Genomic DNA, 17,552 nt, shown 5'->3' on the forward strand with positions numbered 1-17,552 from the left:
CCACTGCGAGTTGCTCAGCCCTTCTAGTCGCTTCCCGGCTTTTCCGCTAAAATGAAAAACGGGTTGTAGAACTTAAGTAAGGGGACATGTAACGTTATGACATCAACACGTCAGGAAGTCGTTCGCGACTATATTTATTTATTACTCGGTTCATTGTTCGTCGCCAGTGCTTTCAGTTTATTTTTGGCACCAAACCAATTGGCATCAGGAGGCGTCAGTGGGCTCTCGATCGTCTTAAATGATTTGTTTGGCATCTCACCGGGCTTGTTTCAGCTGATTGCAAACGTCGTGTTGCTTGCGATCGGCTGGATGATTCTCGGAATGGGGTTCGGCGTCAAGTCGCTCGTCGGCTCGATCTTTTTACCGGTCGTCATTTTAGTCTATGAACGGTTTGAGGTACCGGCAGCGACGATGAATCCGATGCTGGCCGCGATTTTCGGCGGAGCCGGAGTCGGAATCGGATTAGGATTAATTTTTAAAGCCCGCGCCTCGACCGGCGGGATGGACTTGATCGCCCAACTGCTGCACCGGTTCACGAAGTTACCGCTTCACCTTTGTATCGCGTTGCTCGACGGAACGATCGTCATCAGTGCTGCCGTCATCTTTTCACTCGAAATCGGCTTGTATGCGCTCGTCGCCTTGTTCATCACGATCAAGATGATCGATATCGTCCAGCTCGGAATCACGAACGACAAGCTCGCCTATATCATCTCGGATCAACGGGAAGCCCTCGTCAAAGAGATCTTCCAAACGCTTGACCGGGGCGCGACGGAAATCGAAGCGGCGGGTGCCTTCACCCGGACCCGGAAACCGATGTTGATGGTCGTCGTCCGGCAGGGAGAGATCACGACGTTAAAAGAAATCGTTAAACACATCGATCCAACGGCGTTTCTTGTTGTCAGCGAAGCCCATGAAGTACTGGGACTGGGTTTTTCCGACGACAAACGTTACCGGAATGTGCCGTAACTGTTTGGAAAAGATGAAGTTTTTGTGAAATCATGCTTAAAAAGTCTGGATAACGGTTATACTCTAATAAATAACGACGCAGCTTGTTACTTATAAGGGGGACATACGGATGAAGCTCAAAAATCTTTTACTTGCGGCAGGACTTGGCGCAACGCTTGTACTCGGGGCATGCGGAAGCGATGACAGTTCGTCTGATACATCGTCAGATACGACGAAAGAAGAATCAACGATGAACGATGATTCGTCGAAAACAGAAACAGCGGTGGATGCGGAAAAAATCTTCGCTAACAACTGTGCTTCTTGTCACGGGAACAATCTGGAAGGAAACGTTGGTCCGAACTTAACGAAAGTCGGAGCGAAGTTATCGTCAGAAGAGATTCAAGAAATCATTAAAAACGGTAAAGGACAAATGCCAGCAGGCATCCTGAAAGACGATAAAGAAATCGTTGCCGTCGCTGATTGGTTGGCTGAGAAAAAATAATTATGTGATAATATGGGGCTAGAGATGACGGACATGACAAGTGTTCGTCATCACTGGTCCCTTTTTTCCTTTAAAACCGCCGGAAATGACATTTGATTGTAATGTGCACCGTTTTTTTTGCCTGTTATAATGGGATTCGATAGGCGTTAAGACCTATCTGATCACCAACCAGTAATCAAGTAAGGATGTGAAGTAAGTGATCAAGATGCAACAAGTCAGCAAAATCTATCCGAATGGTGTCACGGCACTTCGTGAAGTGAACCTGACGATCAATCAAGGCGAATTCGTCTATATCGTTGGTCCGTCTGGAGCTGGGAAATCGACATTCATGAAAATGATGTACCGCGAAGAACGACCGACAAGCGGTTCATTTTTATTTAAAGGAATTGAAGTCGGCAAGCTGAAAAATCGGCAAATCCCCGAACTTCGTCGCCAAATCGGCGTCATCTTCCAAGATTTTAAACTCCTCCCGTCATTGACGGTTTATGAAAATGTAGCCTTTGCCCTCGAAGTCGTCGGTGAAGACAAATCACAGATCCGGAAAAAAGTGCTTGAGGTATTGGACTTAGTCAAACTGAAGCATAAAGAACGGAACTATCCTGATGAATTATCCGGCGGAGAACAACAGCGGATCTCGATCGCGAGAGCCATTGTCAACCGTCCGTCACTCGTCATCGCCGATGAGCCGACTGGAAACCTCGACCCGGATACAGCATGGGAGATCATGGAAGTGTTCGAAGAAATTTATCGCCGTGGGACAACGGTCGTAATGGCGACCCACAATCGAGATATCGTCAACAAGATGCGTCACCGCGTCCTTGCGATTGACGGTGGAAAAATCGTCCGTGACGAAGAGAAAGGAATGTACGGCTATGAAGTTTAATGGATTCCGTCATTTACGGGAAGGGGCAAAAGGTCTCGTCCGAAACGGCTGGATGACATTTGCTTCCGTCAGTGCTGTTACCGTGACCTTGTTACTCGTAGGAATTTTTGCAATGGTCATGTTCAACGTCAACAAGATTTCCGATAACGTCGAAAAAGACGTCGAAATTCAAGTGTTCGTCGAACGTGAATCCGATCAGGCAAAGATCGACTCAGTTGGAGAAAAGTTAAAGCAGATGCCGGGCGTCGAGTCTGTGCGTTATAGCTCAAAAGAAGAAGAACTGGATCGCTTCAAGGAACAGCTTGGCGAAGGATCACAAGCGTACCAGTCGGTTGAGAAAGACAACCCGCTTCATGACCGCTACATCGTCAAAGCAACTTCACCAAATGAGACAGAAACTATTGCAAATACAGTCAAAAAAATGGAAAATATAGATAGCGTCGAATATGGTGAAGATTATGTTGAAAAGATGTTCAACTTCCTTGAAGGGGTTCGGATCGGCGGAATCATCCTGATTGTCGGTTTGACATTCATGGCGATGTTCCTGATTTCGAATACAATCAAGGTAACGATTTTCTCACGCCGTCGTGAAATCGAGATTATGCGACTCGTCGGTGCGAAAAACGGCTTCATCCGGGCACCATTCTTTATTGAAGGGCTCTTGATGGGGGTACTCGGGGCGTTGATTCCGATTGCTGTCGTCTACTTCGGATATGAAGTGACCTACAACGCGCTTCAGCCGCAGCTTGTCTCGCTGAATGCGTCGATCTTCACCTTGATTCCACCAGGTGAGCTGTCCGTGCAAGTCGCACTGATTCTGCTCGCATTAGGTGCCTTCATCGGTGTCTGGGGATCAACGACGTCACTCGGTCGATTCTTGAAGATTTAAGGAAAACAACCAAATAAAAGATAGAGGAGAGATGCTTCTCATGAAGGTCCGATTCTGTTCTGCCGTCCTAAGCTTGGCATTAATAGGTTCAAGTGTATCCGTTCACGCAACGTCCAAGGAAGATTTGTTGAAGGAACAACAGGAGGTCGAGTCCCGTCTGCAAGAGACGGAGCGATCACAGAATCAGACATCTGAGAAGTTAATCTTGACGAAACAGGAGCGCAAGGAAGCACAGGCGCGCCTTGATGAAGTCAACAGCCGTTTGGATGATTTAGCGAGTCAGATTGCAGATCAACAGACGGCTGTTTCTGTCGCTAAACAGGAACTGGCCATCGTGACGCGAGCCGTGGATCAGACGACATTCAAGCTCCACGCGCAAGAACAAAAGATTGGTGATCGTCTGCGGTCGGTTCAACGGGACGGGGATGTCAAATACATCGAAGTCCTGCTCGATTCCAAAGATTTTGGTGATTTGATCTCCCGGTTCAGCACGGTTCGGGAAATCATCAAACAAGATGACGGAGTTTTAAATGCCTATCAAGAAAACGTCAAACAATTGTCGGAGCAAAAAGCCGAACAGGAACTGGTACTCGGTCAATTGAAAAAGGAACAGCGGAAGCTGTTGATCTTACAGACCCGGATCATTGCCGAGTCCGACATCAAACGGACGCTCGTTGTTCAATTGAATCGTCAAGTCAAACAATTGCAGCAGGAACAGTTTACGAAAGCCGAAGAAGCAGAGATTCTCGCGGATCAAAAACGATTGATCAGTCAACAACTCAGTGATCTGCGAGCCGCCGAATTACGCGCCAAGCAACAAGCCAAGGAGCGGGCGGCAGCTGCAGCGGCAGCCGAAAAAGCGGCCCAGGAACAAATTGCGCGTGACGCAGCGCGAGCTGCAGCAGCGAAGTCAGCTACGGCGAAATCAGAGGCAGCTAAGTCAAATCAGACAGAAGAACCACTTCCGGTACCGGAAGCGACGACGGAAGCGCCTGTTTCCAGTGATGCCGGTGAAGTTGGAGCGAAACCGTTCCAATTGCCGGTCACCGGGTATGTCTCGTCCCCGTTCGGTCCCCGCAATAATCCGTTGACCGGGAAGCCGGAGCTTCATACCGGCATCGATCTCGTCAACGCCAAAGGGACACCGATCAAAGCTGCGGCAGGAGGGATCGTCCTTCGCGCCGGTAGTGCGACCGGTTACGGGAACGTCGTCATGATGACACACTTGATCGACGGGAAAGTCTGGACGACGGTTTATGCCCATTTGGATTCAATTGCTGTCTCAGCCGGTCAAACGGTGATGCCGGGTGAAACCGTCGGGACACTGGGTTCAACCGGATGGTCGACCGGACCACATCTTCATTTTGAACTTCATCAAGGCGAATGGGCGGTCGGACAACCGAATGCGGTTGATCCTGCCCCATACATCTTGTAACTTCAACAGCATAGCTGACGAAAAGATAGGGTAACCTATCTTTTTTTGCTATACTGAAAAAAATAGCAGGTTTACACCAGAAACGAGGAATCACGCGTGAAAAAATCGACAACGGCCGTCATAGCGGTCAGTACATTTGGTCTCGGTCTAGGAGCCGGTGCTGTCGGGATGTTAGCGACAGGTGGAACGGATACAGCAACAAGTACCTCGTCGAATGCAACGGGGGATTGGAAGAAGATTGATCAAGTCCGACAGATGATTTCACAAAATTACTTGGAAGACGTAACGGACCAGGAGTTGCTCGAAGGTGCCTTGACGGGGATGACGGAAGTGCTCGAGGATCCGTATTCGGTCTATATGGACGAGTCGGAAACGGCATCGTTTAACACGAATCTCTCGTCTTCGTTTGAAGGAATCGGAGCGACGCTTGAACAAAAAGGGGAATCGATCGTCATCGTCTCGCCAATCAAAGGGTCACCGGCTGAAAAAGCAGGGATCAAACCAGGGGACGTCATCTTGGAAATTGACGGCAAATCAACAAAAGGACAAAAGACGGATCAGGCGGTCAAGAAGATTCGTGGTGAAAAAGGGACGAAAGTGGTGCTGACGATTCAGCGCGGAGGACAAGATCCGATGAAAATCACGATCGTCCGCGATACGATTCCGATTGAGACCGTCTATTCCGAGACGGAACAAATCGACGGAAAAACAATCGGCGTCTTACAGGTGACACAATTCTCTGATCCGACAGCCGGCGAGTTCGAGGAACAACTGGCAGCACTTGAAGAGAAGAACATCGATGGCTTGGTGATTGATGTCCGCGGAAATCCCGGTGGTCTGCTGACGGCAGTCTCGGAAATGATTGCACCGTTCATTCCGAAAGAGACGCCGATTTTCCAAGTGGAAGACAACAAAGGCGAACGGACGCAGGAATTCGGGAAAGCGGACGAGAAGAAACCTTATAAGATTGTTGTCCTCGAAGACAGTGGTTCCGCGTCAGCATCTGAGATTCTGGCAGCCGGGCTCAAAGAAGGAGCCGGTGCCGAGGTCGTCGGGACGAAGTCGTTCGGAAAAGGGATCGTTCAGAGTGCGTATGACTTAAAAGACGGCAGTGACTTAAAGCTGACGACGAACAAATGGTTGACGCCGGACGGAAACTGGATCCATAAAAAAGGCGTCAAGCCGACCGTCGAAGTTAAGCAACCCGACTACTTCAACGTCACGAAGATTCTGACGGACGACAAGACCCTCGCCACGGGCGACTATGGAAAACCGGTCGAAAACGCGCATCTCGTTCTCGAAGCAATCGGCTTTGATCCAAAAGGACAGACAGGATACTTCGGGGATACGATGAAGCAGGCCGTCGAACGCTTGCAGAAGGATGCGAAACTTGAGGTAACCGGCAAGATCGATCAAGTGACGGCATCGGAAATGGAAACCCGTTTGTTGAAAAAATTAGAAGATCCTAAAAATGATGTGCAACGCATCAAGGCACTTGAAGTTGCCGCACAATAACTCACAGAAAGAGGTCTGAATGGGCGTGGAATTACTCGATGGAATCGGTTGGACAGCGATTAGTCTCTTCGCTAGTCCGATCTTGTGGTTAGCAATCCTGGTTAGTTTGGTACTCAGCATGCGACGGGTTAAACGCGAACGAAATCTGTTCCGTTCCCGGACGCGCAGCAAACGAACCGATGTATTTGAAACGCTGGTCCCGGGACTGGTGGTCGGACTCGTACTTTCGATCGTCAGCCTCAGCTTAAGACTGACCATCTCGACCGAGTTCCTGCTTGGTCTGATGGGACTGACCGGTTTGATTTTACTGACGGGTGTCATTCGATTCAACTTACCGCTTTGGCCGCTCGTCATTCTGGCCGGGATCGGTTGGTTCGTGACGGATGACCGGGTCGAAGGGCTGAAGGATGTCGGGGCAACGGATCTGCTGTTGCTTGCGGCATTATCCTTGGCGGCGGAACTGATCCTGCTCGCATGGCGCGGGAAAAAGAAGTTATCCCCGTCGCTTGTCTTGTCGAAGCGCGGACGTTACATCGGCGGATTGTCTGCCAACAAGCTCTGGTTGATTCCGCTTGTCGTCCTCGTCCCGGGCAGCAGCCTGGAAGCGTGGATTCCACAATGGTCGTTTCCGGAGTTTGTTCCGATCGTCTTATTCCTGCCGATCGGCTTCAGTTTCCTCTTTACCGGACAATTACCGGAGCAATTGATCCGACCGCTCGTCCAGGGACGTCTGATCACGTTCCTGCTGGCTGTCCTGCTGACGGCAGGGGCTTTCCTGACCGGACAAAACGAATGGTTGTACGGGTTGCCTGTGCTGCTTGTCGTCCATCTGCTTCTCCATCAGCGGACAAAACGCTGGAATCGTTCACAGACACCATTGTTCTTGAATGGGAAGCGTGGTGTCGTCATCCTTGGAACGCTGCCTGAAAAACCGGCGTCTGAGATGGGACTCGTCCCGGGGGAAGCGATCTACAAGGTCAACGGAGAGTTCGTCGAGTCCGAGAAGACGTTTTATGAAGCGATTCAAAAACACAAACCGTATTTGCGGCTTGAGGTGATGAATCACAACGGGGACGTCCGCTTTGCGCAACGTGCGTTTTATGAACAGGATCACCATGATCTCGGCATCCTGTTCGTCAGCGAACCGGGCAATACCCGCTCGAAAATCCGGACACTGCAATAAAATCACGTCTCACGCCTTACTTTTTCTGCAGAGAAATCAGTTCAGCTATCCGGCTGGACTTTTTCTTTTGTCGAAAAACGGGTAACTTGCTAAGAGGAGCACTTCATAATCGAATGTTTGTTCGTAAAGTGGTACAATAAAAATAGATTTTTTTACTGGATGAGGGGGAAGAATACGATGGATTTTCATTTAGTATCACCATTTGAACCGGGTGGCGATCAGCCGGCGGCAATCGAAAAACTGGTGGCGGGTGTCAAGGACGGCGAGCGGCATCAGACGTTGCTTGGAGCGACCGGGACAGGGAAAACGTTTACCGTCTCGAACGTCATCAAAGAGATCAAGAAACCGACACTTGTCCTCGCGCACAACAAGACACTGGCCGGTCAACTGTATTCGGAGTTCAAGGAGTTCTTCCCGGATAACGCAGTCGAATATTTTGTCAGCTTTTATGATTATTACCAACCGGAAGCGTATGTTCCGTCGACGGATACATTTATCGAAAAGGATTCCTCGATTAATGACGAGATCGATAAATTACGTCACTCGGCGACATCTGCTTTGTTCGAACGGGAAGACGTCTTGATTGTCGCGTCCGTTTCCTGCATTTACGGTCTCGGTAATCCGGAAGAATACAACAATCACGTCTTGTCCCTGCGTGTCGGGAACGAGATGGGTCGTAACGAAATGTTGCGCCGCCTGATTGATATTCAATATGAACGCAATGACATCGATTTTCAGCGCGGACGGTTCCGTGTCCGGGGAGACGTCGTCGAGATTTTCCCGGCGTCCCGTGATGAACAATGTGTCCGGGTCGAATTTTTCGGAGACGAAATTGAGCGGATTCGCGACATGGATCCATTAACCGGTGAGATCATTGCCGACCGGGAACACATCTCGATTTTCCCGGCGTCCCACTTCGTGACCGGGGATACCCGGCTCCAGAAAGCCATCGCGAACATCGAGACCGAACTCGAGACGCAGCTGGCGAAGATGCGCGAAGACGGTATGCTGCTTGAAGCGCAACGGCTTGAACAGCGGACGAACTACGATCTCGAGATGATGCGGGAGATGGGGTACTGCTCGGGAATCGAAAACTATTCCCGTCATTTGAACTTGATGCCACCGGGATCGACTCCGTATACGTTGATTGATTATTTCCCGAAAGACTTCCTGCTCGTCGCCGATGAATCGCACGTGACATTACCGCAAATCCGCGGGATGTATAACGGTGACCAAGCCCGAAAACAAGTCCTCGTCGACCACGGGTTCCGTTTACCGTCGGCGAAAGACAACCGGCCGCTTCGGTTTGAAGAGTTCGAAGAGAAGGTCAGTCAGGCAATTTATATTTCCGCGACACCGGGTCCGTATGAACTCGAGCACTCCAAAGAGATGGTCGAACAAATCATCCGGCCGACGGGACTCGTCGATCCGACGATCGAGATTCATCCGATCACCGGACAAATCGATTATTTGATGGACAACATCCGCGAACGGGTCGCGAAAAATGAGCGGGTCCTCGTCACGACGCTGACGAAGAAGATGTCGGAGGATTTGACGGATTACCTCAAGGAACACGGCGTCAAGGTCAACTATATGCACTCGGAAATCAAGACACTGGAACGGATTGAAATCATTCGCGATCTGCGGCTCGGTAAATACGATGTCCTCGTCGGGATCAACCTCTTGCGAGAAGGACTCGATATTCCGGAAGTTTCGCTCGTGACGATTCTTGATGCCGATAAAGAAGGCTTCTTACGCTCGGAGCGTTCCTTGATTCAGACAATTGGACGGGCTGCCCGAAACTCAGAAGGGCACGTCATCCTGTTCGCTGACAAGATCACGGATTCGATGCAACGCGCAATGGACGAGACAGAACGGCGTCGCAACATCCAGATCGCCTTTAATAAAGAACACGGCATTACGCCGAAAACGATTCAAAAAGACGTTCGGGGTGTCATCAGCACGACGATTGAAAGTGATGACACAGTCGAAAAATTGGAGAAGTTCAACAAGCTCAAAAAACCGGAGCGCGAAACATTGCTCGAACAGCTGGATCAAGAAATGCGTCAAGCCGCGAAAGACATGCAGTTTGAGCGTGCGGCAGAATTGCGTGACCTTATCTTAGAATTGAAAGCAGGTGCCTAAGTTGGCAGAAAAAAAGAACAAGATCATCATCAAGGGCGCTCGCGTCAATAACTTACAAAATATCGATGTCGAAATTCCGCGTGATCAGCTGGTCGTCCTGACCGGCTTATCCGGGTCAGGGAAATCGTCACTCGCGTTTGATACGATTTATGCAGAAGGGCAACGCCGGTATGTCGAAAGTCTGTCGGCGTATGCCCGCCAGTTCCTCGGTCAGATGGATAAACCGGATGTCGATGCGATTGAAGGCTTAAGTCCGGCCATTTCGATCGATCAGAAGACGACCAGTAAAAATCCCCGCTCGACGGTCGGGACGGTCACGGAAATTTATGATTATCTCCGTCTGTTGTATGCGCGCATCGGGAAACCGATTTGTCCGAACCACGGGATCGAGATTTCGAGCCAGACGATCAGTCAAATGGTTGACCAAGTCATGGAACTGCCGGAGCGCAGCCGTCTGCAGATTTTGGCGCCGATCATTTCCGGACGTAAGGGTGCACACGTCAAAGTCTTTGAAGACTTGAAGAAAGAAGGGTTTGTCCGCGTTCGAGTCGACGGAGAAACGATTGATTTGACGGATGACATCGAACTCGAGAAAAACAAAAAACATTCGATCGAAGTCGTCGTGGACCGGGTGGTCGTGCGACCGGACGTCGAAGCCCGTCTCGCGGATTCGCTCGAAACGGCATTACGTCTGGCTGACGGCCGGGTCATCGTCGATACGATGGACGGCAACGAGATGTTGTTCAGTGAACATCATGCCTGTCCGATTTGCGGTTTCTCGATCGGCGAACTCGAACCACGGATGTTCTCGTTCAATTCGCCGTTTGGCGCTTGTGCGTCTTGTGACGGACTCGGAACGAAGCTTGAGGTCGATGTTGATCTCGTCGTCCCGCATCCGGATAAGTCGCTGAACGAAGGGGCGATTGTTGCTTGGGAACCGACCAGTTCACAATATTATCCGCAACTGCTTGCTGCCGTCTGCAGTCATTTTAAAATTGATATGGATACACCGTTCGACCAATTGTCGGAAGAACACCGTGACATCATCTTAAACGGGAGCAGCAAAGAAGAAATTCAGTTCCGCTATGAAAATGATTTCGGAATGGTCCGCAATACGACGTTGTTCTTCGAAGGCGTCTTAAACAATCTCCAACGTCGCTTCAAAGAGACGTCATCTGACTATATCCGCGAACAGATGGAAGGCTATATGGCGAAAAAAGCGTGTCCAACGTGTAAAGGGCATCGCTTGAAACGGGAATCACTGGCCGTTAAAGTCTCCGGTATTCACATCGGCGACGTGACGAAGATGTCCGTCAAACAGGCGGTTGTCTGGTTTGAAGAGTTGCCAAGCAAATTATCAGAGAAAGATCAGACGATTTCCCGGATGATCGTCCGCGAGATTCACGAACGGTCGTCGTTCCTTGAAAATGTCGGACTCGATTATTTGACGATTTCACGAGCGGCCGGGACATTGTCCGGCGGCGAGGCACAACGGATTCGCCTCGCGACCCAAATCGGTTCCCGTCTGACGGGTGTCCTCTATGTCCTTGACGAGCCGTCAATCGGACTCCACCAACGGGATAATGACCGGTTGATCAACACGCTGAAGACGATGCGTGACCTCGGGAATACACTGATCGTCGTCGAACATGATGAAGATACGATGATGGCAGCAGATTACCTGATTGATATCGGTCCCGGGGCGGGAGACCACGGTGGGTTCGTGACCGCGGCAGGACGTCCGGAAGAATTGATGCAGGATCCGAATTCGTTGACGGGGCAATACTTGTCCGGGAAAAAATTCATTCCGGTCCCATCGGAACGGAAACAGCCGGACGGTCGGTCATTACAAATTCATAAAGCCTCAGAAAATAATCTGAAAAACGTCGATGTCGACATTCCGCTTGGTTTGTTCGTTGCCGTGACTGGTGTATCCGGATCCGGGAAATCAACGTTGATCAACGAGATCCTCTACAAGACGATTGCGCACGAAATGAACCGGGCGAAAGAAAAACCGGGGGCGCACAAAGGGATTTCCGGACTCGATCAAATCGATAAAGTCATCGATATCGACCAGTCGCCGATCGGTCGGACACCACGTTCGAACCCGGCAACGTATACCGGTGTCTTTGATGACATTAGGGACGTCTTCGCATCGACGAACGAAGCGAAGCTCCGCGGCTACAAAAAAGGCCGCTTCAGTTTCAACATCAAAGGTGGACGGTGTGAAGCATGCCGCGGAGACGGAATCATCAAGATCGAGATGCACTTCCTGCCGGACGTCTATGTTCCGTGTGAAGTTTGTCACGGTAAACGCTACAACCGCGAAACGTTGGAAGTGAAATATAAAGGCAAGACGATTGCCGACGTCCTTGAGATGACGGTGGAAGACGCGTTAGCGTTCTTTGACAAGATTCCGAAGATCAGTCGGAAGTTACAGACGATTGCCGATGTCGGATTGACGTATATGCGTCTCGGACAACCGGCAACCGAATTGTCGGGCGGGGAAGCACAACGGGTCAAGCTGGCGTCTGAACTCCACAAACGCTCGACCGGAAAAACGATCTACATTCTCGATGAACCGACAACCGGTTTACACGTCCACGATATTGCGCGTTTGCTGAAAGTCTTGCAACGTCTCGTCGACAACGGGGATACCGTCCTCGTCATCGAACACAACCTCGATGTCATCAAGACGGCCGACTACCTGATTGATCTGGGTCCGGAAGGCGGCGACGGCGGCGGGAAGATTGTGGCGACCGGAACACCGGAAGAAATCGCGGCGGTCAAAGAATCCTATACGGGTCATTATTTGGCGCCAGTTCTCGAACGGGACGCGGCACGGATTGAATCATGAAACTTTTTTGATTCAGGAATCGTAAAAAGGGAAGTAAGAGAAGTAGAGCGAAAGTAATAAGCAAGTGGAATGGATTAACGTGTGCCAGATCAGAGGAGGGAATTATTGATGAAGCAAGATATGCGCCAACTGATACTTGAACAAGTGAAAGAAGGAAAGCTGACGATTGATGAAGCGCTCGACAAACTCGAACGCCTTGAGGCAATCGATCAGCAACAGTCGACGGCAAGTGAGCATAAGTACGTGGATGAACCGGAACATTACGACCGCGTGGACCATTATACGGTCGACTCCCTTACATCAAAGGTCATGTCAGCGTTTGACGGACTCATCAACCGGATTAAGGAAAGTGATTTGTCACTGAACCAAACGTCCGGACCGAACGTCACGTACGTCAAACAATTCCCATTCAGCGGTGAGACGATTCATTTGGATCTCTTTAATGCCAATGCCGTCATCGAGCCGGGTGATTTGGACGAGTGTGAGCTGACCGTTACCGGTCGTCCGCTCCGTCAAGTTAACGAAGAACAGGCACTCGAACAGCTGCAAGCTGCACTGCAACACTCTGTCTCTGCCAACACGTTATCGATTCGTCTGAAAGACAAACGTGTCCGGGCGACCGTTCATCTGAAGATTCCACGCCGTCATTACGAGTCGTTGATCTTACAGACATTGAACGGGGAAATCACATTGTCGTCTCTTGACGCGACGACGGTGCAACTGATGACGGCAAACGGACGGATTCATGTCCGTGACCTGTTCAGCGACGAAGTGAAGACATCAACGGCAAACGGTTCGATTGAAATCGAAGAATCGGAAATCAAGTCGTTGAAGGCAAAAACTGCTAACGGTCAAGTCATCGCGACCGGCGTCTTTGAACGGTCTGAGCTGAAAACGGCGAACGGAAACGTCCGTTGTGAACTGAAGACGGTTCAGGATGCGAAGATTCAAGCCTCGTCACTTGCCGGAAGCATCGCCTTGATGTTGCCGCACGGTGCTGAAATCTACGGTGAACTGGAAACGAACTTTGGTGGATTGAACTGCAACTTGGATGAAATGGAACTGATTCGCGATCAAAAAGAAGTGGTCAATCGGAAACTGCATTTCCTATCCGGTCGTGGTCGTTCGCCGAAAATCGAGGTTGCTGCCGATACGAAGACAGGTACGATTTCTGTCACACACGGTGTCCATCTCAGCCCACAAGCATTATAAGCAAATCCCTGCCCCTTCAACAAAGGAGGCAGGGATTTTTTTGGACAAAAAATCCGACTGCTTCCTCGCGAAAGGGGCAGTCGGATGATGTGTGATGCATCTTAATAATCGTAATCCTGATCCATCATCGGATCATTAAAATCCATGTTTTCGAAATTGTTCATGTCATAGCCGAACGCGAGTAAGGTAATGATACCGATGATTCCGAGGATAATCGATAAAACGATCAACCCAATCCCAAGCCAGCTCTTGCGGCGTGAGCGATTCCAATAGAAGATGATTGCTAGAATATACGAAATGAACGAACCGCTGATGAAAATCCCGATGATCGAGATGATGAAGAACAGTAATGCCGTTTGATCTTGATTGCGTGAGTAGGCTTTCCACATGTCAATCAGTGCGATGATGAGGTACACAAACCCAACGATGGCAAGAATCCCGAATAAAATCATGATGATGATAAGGCCGATACCACTGCCTGAAGCGTCCATCATAAAATCCCTCCTTTTTATGTTATCTGTAATCCATTCCCAAGATTGTCCACTTCTAATCGAATTCCTTGATTTTCGTAAAAATATGGTACAATACTTCAAGTGAAAGGGGCTGATTGAGCGTGCAACCAAAAGTGCGAACAGCTGAAATCGTAAAGCAATTCAATTTAAAAATCGTCACCGGAGAAGAGGGCTTACACCGCCCGATTCTGACGGCTGATCTTTGTCGACCAGGTCTTGTTCTGGCGGGGTATTATGCCTATTATCCGGCAGAACGACTCCAGATTCTCGGAAAAACCGAATTGACCTTCTTTAATAATCTGACGTACGAAGAACAGCTCGAACGGGCGAATGTTCTCTGTACCGATGAGACACCGGGCATTTTGATCACCCGTGGGTTTGAAGTACCGGAAGCGATCGTCAAAGCAGCAGACGAAACGAACGTTCCGCTCTTGACGACAAAAGGACATACGACATCGGTCGAATCTCAAATTACGAACTTCCTCGAAGCAGAACTCGCACCGACGACGGCGATGCACGGTGTGCTCGTCGACATTTACGGCGTCGGCGTCTTCATCAAAGGAGCCAGCGGCGTCGGGAAGTCGGAAACGGCACTTGAACTCGTCAAACGGGGACACCGCCTTGTAGCCGACGATTCGGTCGAAATCCGTCAAACCGGCGACGGGATTTTAGTCGGGACTGCACCGAAACTGATTCAACACCTGCTCGAGATCCGCGGAATCGGAATCATCGACGTGATGACATTGTTTGGTGCCGGTGCCGTTCGTTCGCACAAAAAAATCAGCCTCGTCTGTAATTTAGAAATTTGGGATCAGACCAAAGTGTACGATCGTGTCGGTCTGGATCAAGAAACGTTGCAAATCATCGATACGGAAATTCCGTTCTTGACGATTCCGGTCCGTCCGGGGCGTAACTTAGCCGTCATCATCGAGGTGGCTGCGATGAACTACCGCCTGAAAAATATGGGCATCAATACAGCAGAAGAGTTTGCGGGGCGTCTCGCGCAAGCGATTGAAGATGGGAACGGTGGTCTTTGATGGGAACATTAGCGAGTGTACAACCGACGTTTGATCGCATCGCAATCGAACTGGGACCGATTCCGATTTATTGGTACGGGATCGTCATCGCCTTAGGCGCTGTCGTCGGTCTGATGATTGCGATCTTTGAGTCGAAACGGATCGGATTTAACGAAGAGTATGCGGTCGATGTCGTCATCTGGTCGATTCCGATCAGTATCATCTGTGCCCGTATTTACTACGTGGCGTTCGAATGGGATTATTATGGTCAGAATTTAGATCAGATCATCAACATCCGCCAAGGCGGGATCGCGATTCATGGGGCGATCATCGGGGCGATCTTGACGGTCTTGATCTATACCCGGAAGAAAAACATCTCGTTCTGGCAGATTGCCGACATCTTGGCCCCGTCACTTTTGTTTGGTCAAGCCGTCGGACGCTGGGGGAACTTCTTTAACCAGGAAGCCCACGGCGGAGAAACAACGTGGACGTTCCTGCAGGATACGCTGCACCTGCCGGACTGGATCGTTAATCAGATGTATATCGATGGCGTCTATTACGTTCCGACCTTCCTGTATGAAAGCATCTGGAACATCATCGGGGTCATCCTGTTGATCGTCTGGCGGATGAAGTTTAACCCGCGTCGCGGATATATCTTCCTCGGTTACCTCGTCTGGTATTCGATTGGTCGTTTCTATATCGAAGGCTTACGAACGGACAGCCTGATGATGGGCGACGGGTTACGGACCGCTCAAATCGTGTCGATTGCCTTGATCGTTTTTGGTCTCGTCATGATGGTCCTTCGGAAAAATGCCGTCCGTTACTTGGACGGAACAAAACGGGAGGCGAAATGAGCCGATGATTCAAACGATTTTATTTGATCTCGACGGGACGTTGATCGATACGAACCCGCTCATCCTGAAAAGTTTTGAACATACACTCAGTTATTACTATCCGGACCGGACGTTTACGCAAGCCGAGCTGCTTCCGTTCATCGGTCCGACCCTCGAAAAGTCGTTTTCGGAAATGAACGCCGACCAATGGAAAGAGATGGTCGCGTTTTACCGCAGCTACAACATTGCGATGCATGACGCGCTTGTCCTCGAGTATCCGGGTGTGCTTGACGGATTACGTCAATTGAAGCAACAAGGGTACAAGATGGCGGTCGTGACGTCGAAAAGTCGGCGTGTCGCGCTGCAAGGCATTGAACTGTTTGGTTTAACGCATTTGTTTGACGCGGTCATCGCCGCGGATGACGTGACGGAAGAAAAACCGGCCGTTGAACCGTTTGAAAAAGCGATGGCATTGCTCGGGGCGACCCGTGAGGAAACCATCATGGTCGGCGACAACGATACGGACATCCACGGCGGGAAAAATGCGGGACTGAAAACCGTTGCCGTCGGGTGGGCGATCAAAGGCCGTCCGTATCTTGAAGCGTTGCAACCGGATGTGATCATTGATTCGATGGAACAGTTGGGTGACTGGATCGAGGCCGAAAATGCCAAGGCGGACTGATCGTTATCACGTCGGGTCGACGAACCCGCTCTGGCATATGTATCGGACGGTGTCGTTCTTGAAAGTGATGTGGTGTTTTGTCATCATCACGATCGGCCGCTTCTCGCCGTCGCTCCGTTTTAAGAACGGTCTCTACCGGACGTGTTTACGGATGAAAATCGGCGACCGGACGGCACTGGCCTTGATGGTCATGCCGGATACGATGTTTCCGGAACGGATTACGATTGGTTCCAACACGATCATCGGATTCAATACGACGATTCTCTGCCATGAATATTTGACGACGGAGTACCGGATTGGTAACGTGACGATCGGCAACGATGTGTTGATCGGAGCCAATGTCACGATCTTACCGGGTGTCACGATCGGAGACGGTGCAGTGATTGGCGCCGGTTCGGTCGTCCATCGCGACATCGAGCCACATGAACGGGTATCGAGTCAGCCGCTGCGCCGGCATGAAATGTGACGAAAATGTGAGAACAGGAGGAAACGAGATGAGTAACGTCCGCTTTACGTACAAAACAGGAAAGTATTTCGGAAGATTATTTGCCGAACGTCCGCAAGGGTTGGTCGTCGAAGTTCTGGCGGTTGAAAAACACCCGATCCAAGGGGACCTGCACAATCCGAATCAGGTCGACGTGCCACTCTTCCATGTCCGTCCCGCCTTACACCCGCACGAAAAAGTGACGGTCGCACCAAGCGTCGTTTATGCGTATGACGGAGAGATTCCGCCGTACGCAGACAGCTTACGGCGCGCGTACGAAAAGGATGTCGAACGCCTGAACGGACAAAATCCAGAAGCGGATGCTTTCGTACAAAAATGCTTAGAGAATTACAAGGAACTGGAATCGATTTATGCGAAACGTTGGGGGTAAACCCTGGCGTTTTTTTCTGTTGCAACGCCTTCCGAGATAGGTTATTCTTGTCTCTGCAACTACGAAAC

16 protein-coding genes are annotated in these 17,552 nt (G+C 50.2%); 15 read left to right on the forward strand and 1 reads right to left on the reverse strand.

Going from position 1 to position 17,552, the window contains the following annotated elements:
• The first annotated feature begins 96 nt into the window (after window positions 1-96).
• From D3D03_RS11350 to D3D03_RS11395, 10 genes are all read left to right on the forward strand, one after another.
• Window positions 97-966, forward strand: coding sequence for a YitT family protein (locus D3D03_RS11350; protein WP_026832150.1), 870 nt, complete (start codon window positions 97-99; stop codon window positions 964-966).
• A 109-nt stretch (window positions 967-1,075) separates the two neighbouring features.
• The gene (gene cccB, locus D3D03_RS11355; protein ID WP_026832151.1) at window positions 1,076-1,447 is read left to right on the forward strand and encodes a cytochrome c551; all 372 of its coding nucleotides are present in this window, start codon (window positions 1,076-1,078) and stop codon (window positions 1,445-1,447) included.
• 196 nt (window positions 1,448-1,643) lie between these two features.
• Complete coding sequence (gene ftsE, locus D3D03_RS11360; RefSeq protein ID WP_012371287.1) at window positions 1,644-2,330, forward strand: cell division ATP-binding protein FtsE; 687 nt, start codon at window positions 1,644-1,646, stop codon at window positions 2,328-2,330.
• Window positions 2,320-3,219, forward strand: coding sequence for a permease-like cell division protein FtsX (ftsX, locus tag D3D03_RS11365; RefSeq protein ID WP_026832152.1), 900 nt, complete (start codon window positions 2,320-2,322; stop codon window positions 3,217-3,219). The genes ftsE and ftsX overlap by 11 nt, the downstream gene beginning before the upstream one ends.
• Window positions 3,220-3,259: 40 nt before the next feature.
• The gene (locus D3D03_RS11370; protein WP_119923633.1) at window positions 3,260-4,654 is read left to right on the forward strand and encodes a M23 family metallopeptidase; all 1,395 of its coding nucleotides are present in this window, start codon (window positions 3,260-3,262) and stop codon (window positions 4,652-4,654) included.
• A 96-nt stretch (window positions 4,655-4,750) separates the two neighbouring features.
• Window positions 4,751-6,169: a S41 family peptidase gene (locus D3D03_RS11375; protein ID WP_028105768.1), complete on the forward strand. Its 1,419-nt coding sequence runs from the start codon at window positions 4,751-4,753 to the stop codon at window positions 6,167-6,169.
• 19 nt (window positions 6,170-6,188) lie between these two features.
• Complete coding sequence (locus D3D03_RS11380; protein ID WP_028105769.1) at window positions 6,189-7,352, forward strand: PDZ domain-containing protein; 1,164 nt, start codon at window positions 6,189-6,191, stop codon at window positions 7,350-7,352.
• Between the two features lie 177 nt (window positions 7,353-7,529).
• Complete coding sequence (gene uvrB, locus D3D03_RS11385; RefSeq protein ID WP_369877603.1) at window positions 7,530-9,497, forward strand: excinuclease ABC subunit UvrB; 1,968 nt, start codon at window positions 7,530-7,532, stop codon at window positions 9,495-9,497.
• 1 nt (window position 9,498) lies between these two features.
• Entirely contained in the window at window positions 9,499-12,354 is a 2,856-nt protein-coding gene (uvrA, locus tag D3D03_RS11390; protein ID WP_026832157.1) for an excinuclease ABC subunit UvrA, read from the forward strand.
• Between the two features lie 108 nt (window positions 12,355-12,462).
• On the forward strand, window positions 12,463-13,566 hold the full coding sequence (locus D3D03_RS11395) for a DUF4097 family beta strand repeat-containing protein (protein WP_119923635.1): 1,104 nt from the start codon (window positions 12,463-12,465) through the stop codon (window positions 13,564-13,566).
• Window positions 13,567-13,667: 101 nt separating this feature from the next.
• Here D3D03_RS11395 and D3D03_RS11400 read toward each other — a convergent pair whose 3' ends face one another.
• On the reverse strand, window positions 13,668-14,060 hold the full coding sequence (locus D3D03_RS11400) for a hypothetical protein (protein WP_119923636.1): 393 nt from the start codon (window positions 14,058-14,060) through the stop codon (window positions 13,668-13,670).
• 119 nt (window positions 14,061-14,179) lie between these two features.
• Here D3D03_RS11400 and hprK point away from each other — a divergent pair, with 119 nt between their 5' ends.
• From hprK to kapB, 5 genes are read left to right on the forward strand one after another with little or no spacing between them, the layout of a single operon-like run.
• On the forward strand, window positions 14,180-15,115 hold the full coding sequence (hprK, locus tag D3D03_RS11405; RefSeq protein WP_026832160.1) for an HPr(Ser) kinase/phosphatase: 936 nt from the start codon (window positions 14,180-14,182) through the stop codon (window positions 15,113-15,115).
• Window positions 15,115-15,948 carry a prolipoprotein diacylglyceryl transferase gene (gene lgt / locus D3D03_RS11410; protein WP_026832161.1) on the forward strand — a complete coding sequence of 278 codons (834 nt, stop codon included), beginning with the start codon at window positions 15,115-15,117 and terminating at the stop codon, window positions 15,946-15,948. Before hprK ends, lgt begins: the two co-directional genes overlap by 1 nt.
• Window positions 15,949-15,952: 4 nt before the next feature.
• Window positions 15,953-16,609 carry a pyrophosphatase PpaX gene (gene ppaX / locus D3D03_RS11415; protein ID WP_026832162.1) on the forward strand — a complete coding sequence of 219 codons (657 nt, stop codon included), beginning with the start codon at window positions 15,953-15,955 and terminating at the stop codon, window positions 16,607-16,609.
• A complete protein-coding gene (locus D3D03_RS11420; protein ID WP_026832163.1) occupies window positions 16,593-17,075 on the forward strand; it encodes an acyltransferase in 483 nt (160 codons plus the stop codon). The genes ppaX and D3D03_RS11420 overlap by 17 nt, the downstream gene beginning before the upstream one ends.
• 28 nt (window positions 17,076-17,103) lie before the next feature.
• Complete coding sequence (gene kapB / locus D3D03_RS11425; RefSeq protein ID WP_026832164.1) at window positions 17,104-17,484, forward strand: sporulation phosphorelay system protein KapB; 381 nt, start codon at window positions 17,104-17,106, stop codon at window positions 17,482-17,484.
• Window positions 17,485-17,552: the final 68 nt, after the last annotated feature.

Source organism: Exiguobacterium sp. RIT452 (genome assembly GCF_003598705.1).
Taxonomy (GTDB): Bacteria; Bacillota; Bacilli; order Exiguobacteriales; family Exiguobacteriaceae; genus Exiguobacterium_A; species Exiguobacterium_A undae.